This window comes from Pelomicrobium sp. G1, assembly GCF_051905455.1.
Classification (GTDB): Bacteria; Pseudomonadota; Gammaproteobacteria; order Burkholderiales; family UBA6910; genus Pelomicrobium.
This window is the reverse complement of sequence record NZ_JBQACR010000008.1, coordinates 75,892-91,609: the sequence shown is the minus strand read 5'-3', so window position 1 is coordinate 91,609 and position 15,718 is coordinate 75,892. Positions and strand designations below refer to the sequence as shown.

At 66.6% G+C, this 15,718-nt stretch carries 13 protein-coding genes; 8 read left to right on the top strand and 5 right to left on the bottom strand.

Annotated features, from left to right (window positions below; all coding sequences use genetic code 11):
• Positions 1 to 3: 3 nt before the first annotated feature.
• The 6 genes from ACTFO6_RS09460 to ACTFO6_RS09435 all read left to right on the top strand — a co-directional run bounded on the left by ACTFO6_RS09460 (position 4) and on the right by ACTFO6_RS09435 (position 4,779).
• Positions 4 to 384, top strand: a complete 381-nt coding sequence (locus tag ACTFO6_RS09460; RefSeq protein WP_439934209.1) for a DUF1850 domain-containing protein — start codon at positions 4 to 6, stop codon at positions 382 to 384.
• 90 nt (positions 385 to 474) lie between these two features.
• Complete coding sequence (locus tag ACTFO6_RS09455; RefSeq protein ID WP_439934208.1) at positions 475 to 1,278, top strand: enoyl-CoA hydratase; 804 nt, start codon at positions 475 to 477, stop codon at positions 1,276 to 1,278.
• Positions 1,279 to 1,376: 98 nt separating this feature from the next.
• Entirely contained in the window at positions 1,377 to 2,327 is a 951-nt protein-coding gene (locus ACTFO6_RS09450; protein ID WP_439934207.1) for a zinc metalloprotease HtpX, read from the top strand.
• Positions 2,328 to 2,342: 15 nt separating this feature from the next.
• Positions 2,343 to 3,338 carry a Vgb family protein gene (locus tag ACTFO6_RS09445; protein ID WP_439934206.1) on the top strand — a complete coding sequence of 332 codons (996 nt, stop codon included), beginning with the start codon at positions 2,343 to 2,345 and terminating at the stop codon, positions 3,336 to 3,338.
• A 31-nt stretch (positions 3,339 to 3,369) separates the two neighbouring features.
• Positions 3,370 to 3,951 (top strand): histidine phosphatase family protein, encoded by a 582-nt coding sequence (locus ACTFO6_RS09440; RefSeq protein WP_439934205.1) that lies wholly within the window; start codon positions 3,370 to 3,372, stop codon positions 3,949 to 3,951.
• Positions 3,952 to 3,972: 21 nt separating this feature from the next.
• Positions 3,973 to 4,779: a DUF2189 domain-containing protein gene (locus tag ACTFO6_RS09435; RefSeq protein WP_439934204.1), complete on the top strand. Its 807-nt coding sequence runs from the start codon at positions 3,973 to 3,975 to the stop codon at positions 4,777 to 4,779.
• A 57-nt stretch (positions 4,780 to 4,836) separates the two neighbouring features.
• Here ACTFO6_RS09435 and htpG read toward each other — a convergent pair whose 3' ends face one another.
• The gene (htpG, locus tag ACTFO6_RS09430) at positions 4,837 to 6,771 is read right to left on the bottom strand and encodes a molecular chaperone HtpG (protein WP_439934203.1); all 1,935 of its coding nucleotides are present in this window, start codon (positions 6,769 to 6,771) and stop codon (positions 4,837 to 4,839) included.
• A 386-nt stretch (positions 6,772 to 7,157) separates the two neighbouring features.
• Here htpG and ACTFO6_RS09425 point away from each other — a divergent pair, with 386 nt between their 5' ends.
• Together ACTFO6_RS09425 and ACTFO6_RS09420 are read left to right on the top strand one after the other, a co-directional pair.
• Positions 7,158 to 8,087, top strand: a complete 930-nt coding sequence (locus ACTFO6_RS09425) for a crotonase/enoyl-CoA hydratase family protein (RefSeq protein WP_439934202.1) — start codon at positions 7,158 to 7,160, stop codon at positions 8,085 to 8,087.
• A 54-nt stretch (positions 8,088 to 8,141) separates the two neighbouring features.
• The gene (locus ACTFO6_RS09420; protein WP_439934201.1) at positions 8,142 to 10,079 is read left to right on the top strand and encodes a putative bifunctional diguanylate cyclase/phosphodiesterase; all 1,938 of its coding nucleotides are present in this window, start codon (positions 8,142 to 8,144) and stop codon (positions 10,077 to 10,079) included.
• Between the two features lie 18 nt (positions 10,080 to 10,097).
• Here ACTFO6_RS09420 and ACTFO6_RS09415 read toward each other — a convergent pair whose 3' ends face one another.
• From ACTFO6_RS09415 to nuoL, 4 genes are read right to left on the bottom strand one after another with little or no spacing between them, the layout of a single operon-like run.
• Entirely contained in the window at positions 10,098 to 10,670 is a 573-nt protein-coding gene (locus ACTFO6_RS09415) for an NUDIX domain-containing protein (protein ID WP_439934200.1), read from the bottom strand.
• Positions 10,671 to 10,708: 38 nt separating this feature from the next.
• Complete coding sequence (gene nuoN / locus ACTFO6_RS09410; RefSeq protein ID WP_439934199.1) at positions 10,709 to 12,154, bottom strand: NADH-quinone oxidoreductase subunit NuoN; 1,446 nt, start codon at positions 12,152 to 12,154, stop codon at positions 10,709 to 10,711.
• A gap of 12 nt (positions 12,155 to 12,166) precedes the next feature.
• A complete protein-coding gene (locus ACTFO6_RS09405) occupies positions 12,167 to 13,651 on the bottom strand; it encodes an NADH-quinone oxidoreductase subunit M (protein ID WP_439934198.1) in 1,485 nt (494 codons plus the stop codon).
• A 39-nt stretch (positions 13,652 to 13,690) separates the two neighbouring features.
• On the bottom strand, positions 13,691 to 15,712 hold the full coding sequence (gene nuoL / locus ACTFO6_RS09400; protein ID WP_439934197.1) for an NADH-quinone oxidoreductase subunit L: 2,022 nt from the start codon (positions 15,710 to 15,712) through the stop codon (positions 13,691 to 13,693).
• Positions 15,713 to 15,718: the final 6 nt, after the last annotated feature.

The window sequence follows — 15,718 nt, the reverse complement described above, 5'->3', positions numbered from 1 at the left end:
GCGATGATCTGCCTGATCGCCGGCGGCACTTGGTGGTTGCTGGGCCCCGCCCTGACCCTGGCCTGGGACCACTCGGTGGAAAAGATCCGCTGGGAAGAAGATTACCGGGCGGTGAACGGCCGGCTGGTGCTGGTGGAAGCCCGGGTCCAGGGCTCCGGCGCGGGCATGGAACCGCCACCCCACGCCCGCTACGCCGGCGGATGGTGGCGTTACGCCGGGACGCTGCCGCCCCTGGAGCGGCTGACCCTCGCCAATTCCGAGTTCACGCCCGACTACCAGCTCTGCCTGGAAGGGGCCTGTCGGCCCTTGGCCCGCTACGTGGGGGGACACCAGGGGCCGGTGACCCTCGCTCCCTGCAGGGATCGGCCTGGGAACGCTCGCTAGCGCCCTGGCGCTTCGCTGAAGCCCCGCTGGTCCTGCCCTGGCTCGCCTTTTTATAATGGGCTTTGTCCCAGACCAGAGGAGGATTTTCCCGTGAGCACCGTCCCCGTCCTCCAGAGCGAAGAGCCCCTCCTGCTGCGGCATGACGCTGAAGGCGTCGCCACCCTGACCCTCAACCGCCCGAAGGCCTACAACGCCCTCAACCGAGCTTTGCTGGAAGCGCTGCAGGAGGCCCTGGACGCCATCGCCGCCGATGCGACCGTCCGGGTGGTGGTCATTGCCGGCGCGGGCAAGGCCTTCTGCCCGGGCCACGATCTCAAGGAGATGCGCGCCAATCCCGACCCGGCCTTCATCCGCGCCCTCTTCGACCAGTGCAGCCGCATGATGCTCACCCTCACCCGCATTCCCCAGCCGGTCATCGCCCGAGTCCACGGGCTGGCCACGGCCGCCGGCTGCCAGTTGGTGGCCCAGTGCGACCTGGCGGTGGCTTCCGAAGAAGCCCGTTTCGCCACCTCCGGCATCAACTTCGGGCTGTTCTGCTCCACCCCGGGCGTGGCCTTGTCCCGCAACGTCTCCCGCAAGCAGGCCATGGAGATGCTGATGACCGGCGAGTTCATCGACGCCCACACCGCCCTGGCGCGGGGGCTGGTGAACCGGGTGGCGCCGGCGGACAAGCTGGACGAGGAAGTGGGTCGGCTGTGCCAGGCCATCGTCTCCAAGTCCCCCGTGGCCGTCGCCACCGGCAAGCGCCTGTTCTACCGGCAACTGGAGACCGGGCTGGAGGAGGCCTACCGGCTCGCGTCCGAGGCCATGACCTGCAACATGATGGCCGAGGACGCCATGGAAGGTATCGACGCCTTCATCGAGAAGCGCACCCCCCGCTGGCGGGGCCGCTGATCCGGCGGGCGACCGCCCCGGGAGCCGCCCGGGTCCGGCGCGGCCCTTCGGGCTGGAAACCCGCAGCGCCCGTCTCCACTCTCAATTCGTGAAGCGCCATGGACCGCGGCCAAGCTTTCCGGCATCGCCTCTATAACGCCTTACAGTCAGCGGCCCTGCTCGCCGCGATGGCGACGATCGCCGGGCTGGTGGGCTGGCTGATCGCCGGCGTGGAAGGGCTCGTCTGGTTCGCGGCCCTGGTGCCCCTCGCCCTGGTCCTGGGGCCTAAACTTTCGCCCCAATGGGTCCTGCGGGCCTACGGGGCGCGGGAGATCGCGCCTTTCCTTGCGCCGGATCTCTACGCGCTGGCCCAGACCCTCGCCCGCCGCGCGGAGTTGCCCGCCGTCCCGCGGCTCTACTACGTGCCTTCGGCTGCCCTCAACGCCTTCACGGTAGGCAGCCGCTCCGGCGCGGCCATCGCCCTGACCGACGGGCTGTTGCGGACCATGACCCCCCGGGAGCTGACGGGCGTTCTCGCCCACGAGATCGCCCACGTGGTCAACAACGACATCTGGGTGATGCAGCTTGCGGACGTGGTGAACCGCATGACCGCGTTTCTTTCCCTCACCGGCTTGATGCTCCTGGTGGTGGCGCTCCCGGCCGCCTTCGTCGCCGGCTACGAGACACCGTGGGCGGCGCTACTGGTGCTTGCCGCGGCTCCCCACCTGGCGACGCTGCTGCAATTGGGCCTGTCCCGGGTGCGGGAATACGACGCCGACCGCCTGGCCGCGGAGCTGACCGGCGATCCCCTGGGGCTCGCCTCCGCCCTGGAAAAGCTGGAACGCCACCCCCGTTCCTGGTTCGAGCAGATCTTTTTCCCGGGCCGCCACGCGCCGGAGCCCGCCGTGCTGCGCACCCACCCCCCCACCCGGGAACGGATACGGCGGCTGCTCGCCCTGGCCCAGACCCCTTCCGCCTCGTGGAGCGCTTCATGGGACCTGCCTTTGCTGCGGGAGCTGCCTCCGGTGACGCGCTCGCCCCGCTGGCGCATCCATGGACACTGGCATTAACCCGCGGAGAACGCCGTGAAAGCTGCTGTGCTCGCCGCCACGGCCGCCCTGCTAGCGGCCACCGCCCCCGCTCACGCCGGGGGTTCCAATTACGGCGTGTCCCCGGGTATCGCCCCCGCCTTCACGGGACAGGTGTCCGAATGGGCGGTGCCCACTCCCGAGTTCGCCCGGGATCCTGCCATCGCGCCGGACGGCTCGGTGTTCATCGCCGTCATGCACGGAAACAAGATCGCCCGCTTCGATCCCCGGAGCGAGCAGTTCACCGAGTGGGAGCTGCCGCCCCGCGCCCATCCCCACGGCCTGCTGGTGGACCGGGACGGCATGGTGTGGTATACGGGCAACGGCAACGGCACCATCGGGCGCCTCGACCCGAAGACGGGCCGGGTCACCGAGTTCAAGCTGCCCTCCGGCGGCGATCCCCACACTATCGTGATCGACGAGGAACAAAAGCACCTCTGGTTCACGGTGCAGGGCGGCGACCGGGTGGGACGCCTGGAGCGGGCCACCGGAAAGACCATGGAATACCCGGCCAAGGGAGGGCCCTACGGCATCGCCCTGGACAAGGCGGGAAACGTCTGGGTGTGCCTCATCCGGGCCGACAAGCTCGCCAAGATCGATCCCCGGACCGGGGCGCTCGCCACCCTGGACATGCCTCCGGGCTCCCGGCCCCGGCGGATCGCGGCCAGCCCCGACGGCACCTTGTGGGTGACGTTGTACGGTGCAGGGAAGCTCGTCCGGATCGATCCCTCCGCCGGCCGCCTGCTGCAGGAGGTCCGGCTGCCGGCCGGGGACAACGGCGGCCCGTACGCGGTCACCGTGGACGGGGCGGGCGTGGTGTGGGCCAACGAGATCCACACCGACACGGTGGTGCGGCTCGACCCCCGTACCGGCGACCTCAAGGTGGTGAAGCTTCCGTCCCGTGGGCTGGGCATCCGCAAGATGGTGGTGGATGGTGAGGGCCGGCTGTGGTACATGGGCAGCCACAACGGGCGCCTGGGGAGGGTGAACTGACGCCCTTTCGGCCGAGTATCGGGTAGCTGTGATGACTAAATTCCCTGGGCTGAGGACCTGGGCTCTGCTCCTTGCCCTCTGCCTCGCGGCCGCAGCGGCGGGCGCCGGCGAAGAAGCGTTGTGGCTGAAGCTCCAGGAGGGCCGCTACACGATATTCGTTCGTCATTCCCTCGCCCCAGGCACCGGCGACCCGGAAAACTTTAAACTGGAAGATTGCCGCACCCAGCGCAATCTCTCCTTCGAAGGGCAGGCCCAGGCTCGGCGCATCGGCGAAGCGTTCCGGCGCCGGCAGATCCCGGTGGGGGAAGTGCGCTCGAGCCGGTGGTGCCGGTGCCTGGAGACCGCCCGGCTCGCCTTCGGCAACGCCGACCCGTGGCCGGCGCTTGACTCCACCTATAACGATCGCGCCCAAAGGCGCGAGGACAAGAACCGGGCTGTGCTGGAATATCTCCTGGCAAACCCGCCCAGGGGCGGCAACCGCGTCCTGGTGACCCACAATTTCAACATCCGCGACCTGACCGGCGTCTCGCCGGCCTCGGCAGAGATGGTGGTCGTGGAACCGGATGGGACCGGCGGGCTGAGGGTCCTGGGAACCCTCGCCGTGCCCCGCTGAAACCCGCGCAGGGAGCCGCCCGTGCCCGAGCCGGCGAAGGAGACCTGGCCGCCCCACGCCCCCATGCCGGGCCGCCCGCCCGGCGCGTTCTTTACCGTTCGCTCCGTGCCGCCGGAATCCCCCTTCGCCTGGGTGCGGGCGGGCTGGAACGACCTGAAGCGCTCGCCCTCGGTCAGCTTGTCCCACGGCGCCCTGTTCGCCATGATGGGAATCCTTCTCCACATCTATTTCCACGAACGGCCCGAGGTGGCGCGGGGCCTAGCCGTCGCCTTCGCCCTGGTGACGCCCCTGCTCGTCATCGGGCTGCAGGAGGCGAGCAGGCGCCTGGAGCGCAGTCTCCCAGTACACTTCGCCGCGACCCTCACCGCTTGGCGCGGCAATCCAGCCGGCGTCTGCACGTTCGCCGTCCTGTGCGCCCTCGGGGCGACGCTCTGGCTTCGCCTGTCGGCGGGAATCGCGGCCCTTTCCTTCTCCGGCGCCGAGCCGGCACCGGGAGGGCTCCTGCGAGAGGGAATTTTTTCCAGGCTAACCTACGAGTTCCTGGTGGTCTATTGGGGCGCGGCGGCCCTGTTCGGCGGGTTCGCCTTCGCCGGCAGCGCCGTCGCGCTGCCCCTGCTGCTCGCCCGCCGGGTAGACGCCTTCACCGCCATCCGCGCCAGCCTCTGCGCCTGCCGGCGCAACCCGAGAGCCATGGCGCTGCTGGCCGCCATGCTCGCCGCCCTCCTCGGCGCCGGCATGCTGCCGTTCTACGTGGGGCTGGTGTTCGCCGCCCCCCTCGCCGGCCACGCCCTGTGGCACGCCTACCGGGACCTGGTGGCGCCCGGCTAGTTTTCTTGAAATTTTTTCTCTGCGCCCCTTCACCTTTCCCGCACGAGCGTCAAACCGTCAATCCTTCCCCGGGACCCAGATGCGGCTTTCCTCGCCGGCCAAGGCCAGCATCAACTGGTTGAGCCGCCGGACGAAGGCCCCGGGATCGTCGAGCTGCCCGCCCTCGGCGAGCAGGGCCTGCTCGAACAGCAGGTGAGCCCAGTCCGTGAAGCGATCCCCCGGCGGCTCTTTTTTCAGGCGCTCCACCAGGGGATGGCGCGGATTGATCTCCAGGATGGGCCGAGCGGGCGGCACCTTCTGGCCGGCGAGCTTGAGCAACCGCTCCAGGTTCATGCCGATGGCATGGGCATCCACCACCAGGCAGGCGGGGGATTCGGTCAAGCGGTGGCTCACCCGCACTTCCTTCACCCGCTCGCCCAGGGCCTCCTGGAGGCGGGACACCAGCTCCCTGGACTCCCGCTCCTCCCGCTCGCGCCCTTTTCGCTCCGTCTCGTCTTCCAGCTTGCCCAGATCCAGCTCGCCCTTGGCCACCGATTGCAGCGGCTTGCCCTCGAAGGCTGGCAGGTTGGCCACCACCCACTCGTCCACCCGGTCGTACAGGAGCAACACTTCCACGCCTTTCTTGCGGAAGATCTCCAGGTGGGGGCTGTTCCTCGCCGCGGGGAAGCTCTCGGCGGTGAGGTAATAGATTTTTTCCTGCCCCTCCTTCATGCGGGACACGTAGTCGGCCAGGGACACCGTCTGGGCGTCGGTGTCCGCGTGGGTGGAAGCGAAGCGCAGCAGCCGCGCGATCCGGTCCCGGTTGGCCGGATCCTCGCCCACGCCTTCCTTGAGCACCCGCCCGAATTCGCCCCAGAAGACGGCGTATTTCTCGGGCTCGTTCTGCGCCAGCTCCTCCAGCAAGCCGAGCACCCGCTTCACGCAACCCGCGCGGATCGTCTCGATGTCCTTGGACTGCTGCAGCATCTCCCGGGAGACGTTGAGGGGCAGGTCGGCTGCGTCCACCACACCGCGGACGAAGCGCAGGTAGTAAGGCACGAGCTGCTCGGCGTCGTCCATGATGAACACGCGGCGCACGTAGAGCTTCACGCCCCGGCGATGCTCCCGGTCCCACAGGTCGAACGGTGCCCGGGAGGGAATGTAGAGGAGCAGGGTGTACTCGGTCTTGCCTTCCATGCGGGCGTGCACCCAGGCGAGGGGCGGCTCCACGTCGTGGGCCACGTGCTTGTAGAACTCCTCGTACTGCTCCCGGGAGATCTCCCCCTTGGGCCGCGTCCACAGGGCGGAGGCCCGGTTGACCGTCTCGTCCTCCCCCTTGGGCAGGTACTCGCGCCGGTCCTTGTCCCACTCTTCCTTGGGCATGCGGATAGGCAGCGTGATGTGATCCGAGTACTTGCGAATGATGGCCCGCAGCCGCTCCCCGGAGAGGAGATCGTCCTCCCCCTCCCGCAGGTGCAGGATCACTTCCGTGCCCCGCTGGGGTCGCTCCACCGTCTCGATGGTGTACTCCCCTTCCCCGGTGGACTCCCACCGGACCCCGTGCTCCGGGGTGAGCCCCGCGCGCCGGGTGATGAGGGTCACCCGGTCCGCCACGATGAAGGACGAGTAAAAGCCCACCCCGAACTGGCCGATCAAGTGGGCATCCCGCGCCTGATCTCCGGTCAACCGCTCGAGGAATTCCCGCGTCCCGGACTTGGCGATGGTGCCGATGTTCTCGATCACCTCCTGGCGCGACATGCCGATGCCGTTGTCGGCCACCGTGATGGTGCGGGCAGCCTTGTCGTAGGTCACCCGGATGTAGAGATCCGGGTCGTTTTCGTACAGCACCGGGTCGCCCATGGCCTCGAAGCGCAGCTTGTCGCAGGCGTCGGAGGCGTTGGAGATGAGCTCCCGCAGAAAGATCTCCTTCTGGGAGTACAGGGAATGGGCGAGGAGATTCAGGAGCTGCTTGACTTCCGCCTGGAAGCCCAGGGTTTCCTTGACCGGGGGCATGGGACCGCCTTGTTCCTTTTTTATCAAATAATTTAAAGAATTAGGGGCGAATCGGAAAACTTCAAGATCTCCCTAGATGCCGTTGAACTTCTGTGGCCTCGCTGATTCGCCCTGGCCTGCCTTTGTGATGACGAGCCTCTTGCCCGCCCGTGCACTGATGCGGCGCGAGCCACAAATTTTTTAAATTTATCAAATCGTTCACATTCCCCAGGGCGTCCGGCTCGAAACAGCCCGCCAATCACCATCCGTCCGCTCATCCGAAATCAAAACTTAACAAATTGTTAGATTTGCAATCCGCCGGAGCTTGCTCTTAAATGATTGAGGGTGCCCACCTTTTTATGCGGCCCCCATGACAATTCCATCCCACAAATCCCAGGAGCTCCCTTATGGAAATGAACATCCCCGTCCAACTGCTGGAAGCGCCGCGCCAGGGGGTTGTCGGCCCGGCATTTAACAATCAGAGGGAAATCCGCTTCTCGCCCCAGCTGGCGGCGCGCTACGAGCGAGAGCAGCAAGCGCTCTGGCTGCAGTGGAAACCCTCCCCCAGGCCCTGCTTCAATCCAGCCCTCCTGCGGGATCTGCGCAGCTACTGCGACCTGGTGGACATGAGCGGCGCCGAGCTCTCGGTGGACGGGGAAAAGCTCCCCATCGCCTACTCCGTCCTCAGCTCGGCAACGCCGGGGGTATTCAACCTGGGCGGGGACCTGGACCTGTTCGTGGCCCTGATCGAGCGCCGCGACCGGCAGGGGCTCCTCATGTACGGGCGTGCCTGCATCGACGTGCTGTACCGCAACTACGTGGGCTATGACCTTCCCATCACCACCATCTCCCTGGTCCAGGGGGAGTGCCTGGGCGGCGGCTTCGAGTGCGCCCTCTCCAGCGACCTCATCGTGGCCGAGGCGAGCAGCCGGTTCGGCTTTCCGGAGATCCTTTTCAACCTTTTCCCCGGCATGGGAGCCTACTCGTTCCTCGAGCGCAAGGTGGGGCAGAAGCTCACCGAGCAACTGATCGCCAGCGGCAAGGTCTACAGCGCCCAGGAAATGCGGGAAATGGGCGTGGTGGATGTGGTATGCGAAGACGGCCAGGGAGCGGCCGAGGTGGCGGCCCTGATCCGCAGCCAGTCCCGCAACCGCAACGGCCTGAACGCCATGTACCGCGCCCGGCGGCGGGTGCACCGGCTGGACTTCTCCGAGCTGCTGGACGTGGTGGAAATCTGGGTCGACAGCGCCTTACGCCTCACTTCCCGGGACATGCGGCTCATGCAGAAGCTGGTCTCTCGCCAGAACGACCTGGGGGTTCCCCGCCAATTGCATTGACCGGGCACGAGGTTTGCCCCACCATGGGACCTGGAGGAGTACAGGGAGGATTCCATGGGGGAGAAGGACCCGGGCTACAGCGCCCGGGAGGCCGCAGCCCGGCTGGGGATTCCCGTGTGGACGCTGCGTCGCTGGGACAAGCAGGGCGTCCTGGTGGCGACCCGGACGCGGGGAGGACACCGCCGGTATCCGCGAGAACTCATCGACCGACTTGCGAGCCTGGGGGCAGGCGAGGGCCGCCAGCAGGCCGACGAGCTGGCGACGATTCGGCGCGAACTCAAGGAAAAGCGGCGCATCGTCCAGCTTCTGGTGGACAGCGAGCAGCGCTACCGAGACCTGGTGGAGACCTCCCACGACCTGATCTGGGCCACCGACGCCCTGGGCCGCTTCACTTACCTCAATAACGCCGCCCAGGACATCTTCGGGCTCCCGCCCAAGGCCTTGCTGGGGCGCTGTTTCTTCGACTTCGAAACCCGCCCCTCCCACATCTCCAACCGCCGTTTCCTCGCCCTGCTCAAGCGCCAGGGGGAGGTACGCAACTACTTGACCCACATCGTGTCGGCCCGGGGTCACGACCGCTGGGTCGGGATCAACGCCCGGGTCTCCTACGACGAAAGCCACCAGATCGTCGGCATCCGGGGCACGGCCCGGGACATCACCGAGCAACAGCTCGCCGCCCAGCGCATCGAGCGACTGGCCAAGTTCGACACCCTGACCGACCTGCCGAACCGGCTGTCCCTGCAAGAGGAGCTGGCGGCCGCCATGGAAGGCGGCGGCGTGGGGGCGCTGCTGTTCATCGACATCGACCACTTCAAGTACGTGAACGACAACCTGGGGCACCGGGTCGGGGACCAGTTGATCGTCGGCGTCGCCGGGGTTCTCAAACAACTCCTGCAGGAGCTGCCGGGCCAGGTCTACCGCCTAGGAGGCGACGAATTCGCCATCCTGGTCCCCGAGGCGCTGCGCCTTGAGGCCCACCACGTGGCCGAACGGGTGCTGGAAGCGGTGCGCCACTACAAGTTCGCCCCCGAGGCGGGGACGGGCAAGCTCTCCAACCTCACCGCTTCCATCGGCATCGCCCTGTACCCGTTCCATGGGGCGGACCTTTCCAGCCTGCTGGCGGCCGCGGACATCGCCCTCTATCACGCCAAGGACCAGGGCCGCAACCGCTGCGTCCTGTTCGACCAGGATTCGAACAGCCTGCGCAGCACCCACAAGCGCGTGCACTGGGCCAGGCGTTTCCGGGAAGTCCTGGAAGAGGACCGGGTCGTGCTCTACGCCCAGCCGGTGGTGGCGCTGGCGAGCGGGGAACCGGTGCACCACGAGGTGCTGGCCCGCATCCGCGAGCAGGACGGAAGCCTGATCCCGCCGTCGGAGTTCATCGAGATCGCGGAAACCCTGGGCGTGGTGCGCGACATCGATCTCGCCGTGATCCGCAAGCTCACCCGCTTCCTGGCGAGCGGCGCCGCCCCTCGCAACGCCCGCTATTTCGTGAACCTCTCCCGCGCCAGCATTTCCGACGAGCACTGGACGCGGCGCCTGCTCGCGGCGCTCGGGGAATCCGGGGTCGATCCCGAGCGGCTGGTGTTCGAGATCACCGAGACCGCCGCCATGTCGGAGCTGGACGTGACCCTTTCCTTCATGCAGCGCATGAAGGAGCGGGGCTGCCATTTCGCCCTGGACGACTTCGGGGCGGGGTTCAGCTCGTTTTACTATCTCAAGCGCTTCCCGGTGGATTATCTGAAGATCGACGGCGGGTTCGTCCGGGACCTGCTCCACGACGAAGGCAGCCGGATCTTCATCCGGGCCGTGTGCGATGTCGCCCGGGGCATGAACCGCCAGGTGGTAGCCGAGTGGGTGGAGCACGCGGAAGTGGTCCGGCTGCTCCTCGACATGGGGGTCCAGTACGGCCAGGGCTTCCTCTTCAGCCGCCCGGTGCCCCTGGTCGACCTGTCCGAAGCGCCGGCCGCCGGCGCCCTCAAATCCCGCTGAGGAAAGTCGATCCGGGATTCAACGCGCCGGCTCGGGCAGGGGCCATTCGCCGCGCACGATCTTCTCCGCCCAGAAGAGCCCCGCGACGCTTTTGCCGTCCGTGATGCGGCCGGTCCGCACCCACTCCAGGGCCTCGCCCAGATCCAGGGCAAAGGTTTCCAGAAACTCTCCCTGGTCGGGCTGGTGCCCTTCGAAGCTCAGGTCCCGGGCCAGGTAATAGACGAGCCGCTCGTTGGAATAGCCGATGCAGGGGTGCAGGGTGGCCACCCAAACCCAGGAGCGGGCGCGGTAGCCGGTCTCCTCCTTGAGCTCCCGCTCGGCCGTGCACAGCGGGTCCTCCCCAGGATCGATCTTCCCCGCTGGAAGCTCGTAGAACTCCCGGCCCAGAGGATAGCGGTACTGGCGCTCCAGCAGCAGCCGGCGCTCGTCGACGAAGGCGATCATCACCACCGCCCCCGGGTGCACCACGTGCTCGCGCACGGCGGTTGTCCCGTCGGGCAGGCGGACCTCGTCCACCTCGAGCCGCAAGAGCTTGCCTTCGAAGGCACGGCGGGAACGCAGACGCGTTTCGGTGAAGTCCCGCTTGGTCATCGAGCTCTGCTCTTTTCAAGCCCGGCAGGGATGCCGTGTCAGAAGGCCCGCTGTACGGCGAAGACGCACAGCGCCATGAGGGGCTGGGGCAGGATTCCTAACGCGAGCACCGCCAGCCCGTTGGCACCCATCATCAGGCGCACGTCCGCCTGCGGGCGCAAGGGCTCCCCGGTGGCCGGCGGATCGAAATACATGAGCTTGACTATGCGCAGGTAATAGAAGGCGCCGATCAGGGCGAGCACCACCGCCGCGACCACCAGCCACACGAAGCCCGCCTCCAGGGCGGCCTGCAGCACCGAGAGCTTGGCGAAAAAGCCCACCGTAGGCGGCACGCCGGCCAGGGAGAACATGAGGATCAGCATGATGAAGGCATACCAGGGATTGCGCTGGTTCAACCCCTTGAAATCGTCCAGGTTGTCCGCCTCGAAACCTTCCCGGGAAAGGAGCATCACCATGCCGAAAGCCCCGAGGGTGGTGAGCACGTAGGTCACCACGTAGAACATGGCCGAGCTGTAGCCGTTCACCTCCCCCGAGAGAAAGCCCAGGAGCATGAAGCCCATGTGGGCGATGGTGGAATAAGCGAGCATGCGCTTGATGTTGCTCTGGGCAATGGCGGTGACGTTGCCGATCGCCATGGAGGCGAGCGCCAGGATCACCAGCATGCCCTGCCAGTCGGCGAACAGGGGTTGCAGGCCATCCACCAGGAGGCGCATGACGAAGCCGAATGCCGCCAGCTTCACCGCCGAGGCGATGAACAAGGTCATGGCCGTGGGCGCCCCCTGGTACACGTCCGGCACCCACATGTGGAAAGGCACCACCCCCAGCTTGAACGCCAGCCCCGCCACCACGAACACCAGGCCGAACACCAGCACGGTGCGCTGAGCCGCGCCGCCCTGGATGGCCGCCAGCACCTCGTCGAGCTGCAGGGTGCCGGTGGCGCCGTAGAGCATGGACATGCCGTACAGCAGCATCCCCGAGGCCATCGCCCCCAGGACGAAGTATTTCATCGCCGCCTCGGTCGCCACGGCGGAGTCCCGCTGCAGGGCCACCATGGAATACAGGCTCAGGGAAAGGAGTTCCAGCCCCAGGTACAGGACTAGGAAGTGGCTGGCGGAGACCATCACCATCATGCCCAGGGTGGCCAACAGGGCCAGGCCGAAGAACTCGCCCTTGAGCAGCCCGCGGGCCGACAGATACTCGCGGGAGTAGGTGAGCAGCACCGCCACCGTGATATAGACCGTGACCTTGAGCACGTCCCCCATGGGATCGTCCACGAACATGCCGTTCATGGTGTAGGCCCGCTCGGCGCCGGCGGTGGCGACGCTGAGCACGGCCGCGCCGAGCAGCGTGAGCTGGGTGAGGGCGTAGGTCGCCGCCTGGCGCTCGTCCTTGATCAGAAGATCGACCAGCAGGATCGTGCAGGCGGCGGCCAGGACCAGCAGCTCCGGAAGGACGGGAATCAGGTTGGGCACCTCGAAGCTCACGCCGAATCCTCCTTACAGCTTGCCGCGCGCTACGTGGGCGAGCAGCTCGTTCACCGAGGCATGCATCGCCTCGGTGAAGGGAAGCGGATAGACGCCCATTGCCAGCACCGCCGCAGCCACCAGCCCCAACACCAGCCCCTCCCGGGCCGAAATGTCCTTGAGCGCCGCCACCTTGGCGTTGGCGATGGCGCCGAATACCACCCGCTTGTACATCCACAGGGTGTAGGCGGCCCCAAGGACGAGGGTCATGGCGGCGAAGAAGGCATACCAGAAGTTGACCTGGACCGCGCCCATGATGACCAGGAACTCGCCCACGAAGCCGCTGGTCCCCGGCAGGCCGGCGTTGGCCATGGCGAAGAGCATGAACAAGGCGGCGAACACCGGCATGGTGTTGACCACGCCGCCGTAGTCGGCGATGAGGCGGGAGTGCAGCCGGTCGTACAGGACGCCGACGCAAAGGAACAAGGCCCCGGAGACGAAACCGTGGGAAATCATCTGCACGATCGCCCCTTCCACGCCGTAGGCGTTGAACAAGAAAAAGCCCAGGGTGACGAAGCCCATGTGGGAGACCGAAGAATAGGCGATGAGCTTCTTCATGTCCGCTTGCACCAGCGCCACGAAACCGATATAGACGATGGCAATGAGCGACAGGGCGATCATGAACTCCGCCAGAACCTGGCTCGCGTCGGGAGCGATGGGCAGCGACAGGCGCAGGAAGCCGTAGCCGCCGAGCTTGAGCAGGATCGCCGCCAGCACCACGGAGCCGCCAGTCGGAGCCTCCACGTGGGCGTCCGGAAGCCAGGTATGCACCGGCCACATGGGGACTTTGACCGCGAAAGCAGCCAGGAACGCGATGAATATCAGGATCTGGACCGTGAGCGGCAGCGGCAGCCGGTGGTAATCCAGGATGGAGAAGCTGCCCCCGGACTTGAGATACAGATAGATGAAGGCCACCAGCATGAGCAGCGACCCGAGCAGCGTGTAGAGGAAAAACTTGACCGCCGCATACACCCGGTTCGGGCCGCCCCAGACCCCGATGATGATGAACATGGGGATCAGCAGCGCCTCCCAGAACACGTAGAACAGTACCGCGTCCAGCGCGCTGAAGGCGCCGTTGATGAACCCCGACATGAGCAGGAACGCGCCCATGTACTGGGAAACGCGCTCCTCGATCACGCGCCAGCCGGCCAGCACCACCAGGGGCGTGGTGAAGCAATTGAGCAGGATCAGCCACAGGGAGATGCCGTCGATGCCCAGGTGGTAGTGGACGTTGAAGCGCTCGATCCACAGGTGCTTTTCCACGAACTGCATGCCGGCCATGGACGGGTCGAACTGGGTGTAGAGGGGCAGCGCCACCAGGAACCCGAGCACCGACCCCGCCAGGGCCAGGCGGCGGGCGAGCGCCGCCCTGCGGTCGTCGCCGGTGGCGAGGACGGCCACGCCGAACAGGATGGGCAGCCAGATGACGACGCTGAGCAAAGGAAGGCCAAAAATCATGGTGGTCCGGTTATCGTCGCGGCGGGTTCGAAAGCCCCTTCAAACCCCCCAACCCAGCCAGCGACCCAGGTAGTCGCGCAGGGTGAGCAAGAGGAAAACGCCGATGATCATGGTGAAGGCGTAGTGGTAGATGTAGCCCGACTGCAGACGGCGGACGACCGAGGAGAACCAGGCCACCATGTACGCCGAGCCGTTGACCATGAAGCCGTCGATCACCTTCACGTCCCCCACCTTCCACAGACCGGCGCCGAGCCGGCGGGCGCCGGCGGCGAAGAACCAGTCGTTGAACTCGTCGAAGCCGTACTTGCGCTCCAAGATCGCGTACAGCAGACCGGCCCGCTCCTTGACCAGCCCGGGCAGGTCGGGGCGGACGATGTACAGGTACCAAGCGGTGGCGATGCCGGCGGCCATCAGCCAGAACGGGGCCGTGAACACGGCGTGGGCCATCATGGCGAACGCCCCGCGGAATTCCTCGGCCATGTGCGCCAGCGCCCCGTGTTCAGGGGAGATGCGGATCGCCGGACCGAAATAATCCCCGAACAGGATCGGCCCGATCAGCCAGCCCGCCGCCACCGACGGCACGGCAAGCAGCACCAGGGGCAAGGTCACCACCCAGGGGGACTCGTGGGGCACGTGCACCTCGTGGTGCTCGTCGCCCCCATGGCCGCTGTGGGCCCCGTGGGGCTGCGGGTGGCGGAAACGCTCCGGGCCGTGGAAGGTGAGAAACAGAAGCCGAAAGGTGTAGAGCGCCGTCACGAACACGCCCAGCGTAACCGCCCAGTAGGCGAAGGTGGCGCCCGGACGGTCGGCCAAATGAACCGCCTCGATGATCGCCTCCTTGGAGAAGAAGCCGCCGAAGCCCGGGAAACCCACGTTGGCCAGTCCCCCGATCAGTACCGCCAGGTAGGTGATGGGCATGTATCTGCGCAGGCCGCCCATGCGCCTCATGTCCTGCTCGTGGTGCATGGCGATGATCACGGAGCCAGCGCCCAGGAACAGCACCGCCTTGAAGAAGGCGTGGGTCATGAGGTGGAAGATGGCGACCGAATAAGCGGAGGCGCCCAGCGCCACCGTCATGTAGCCCAGGTGGGAGAGGGTGGAATAGGCCACCACCCGCTTGATGTCGTTCTGCACGATGGCCACCAGTCCCATGAAGAAGGCGGTGATGGCGCCGATCACCAGGACCACAGACAGCGCCGTCTCCGACAGCTCGTACAGGGGCGACATGCGGGCTACCATGAAGATGCCGGCGGTCACCATGGTGGCGGCGTGGATCAGGGCCGAGATGGGCGTGGGGCCCTCCATGGAATCCGGCAGCCACACGTGGAGGGGAAACTGGGCCGATTTGCCCATGGCGCCGATGAACAGCAGCACGCAGATGACCGTCATGAGCAGCCAGGGCGAGCCGGGGAAGATCTCCACGACGCTCCCCGCCAGCTCCGGCGCCTTTTGAAACACCGAGACGTAATCCAAGGTGCCGAAGTGGTAGAACACCATGCCGATGCCCAACAGGAAGCCGAAGTCCCCCACCCGGTTCACCAGGAACGCCTTGAGGTTGGCGTAGATCGCGCTCGGGCGCGTGTACCAGAAGCCGATCAGCAGGTACGAAACCAGGCCCACCGCTTCCCAGCCAAAGAAAAGCTGCAGGAAGTTGTTGGACATGACCAGCATCAGCATGGAGAAGGTGAAGAGGGAGATGTAGCTAAAGAACCGCTGGTAGCCCGGGTCCTCCTCCATGTAGCCGATGGTGTAGATGTGCACCAGTAGGGACACCGCGTTCACCACCACCATCATCAGGGCCGAGAGGCGGTCGATCAGGAAGCCGATCTCGAAACGCGCTTCCCCGGAGGTGGCCCAAGTGTAGACCGTGCCGTTGAAGGTGTTGCCCTGGAGCACGTCCACGAACACCGCCACCGAGGCGGCGAAGCTCACCATCATGAGGGCGATGGTCACCCGGTGGGACCAGGTGCGCCCGATCAGCCAGCCGAACAGGCCCGCCACGAGGGAGCCGACGAGCGGTGCCAGCGGCACCAGGAGATAGATCTGCTGCATGCCGGTCATGGACGC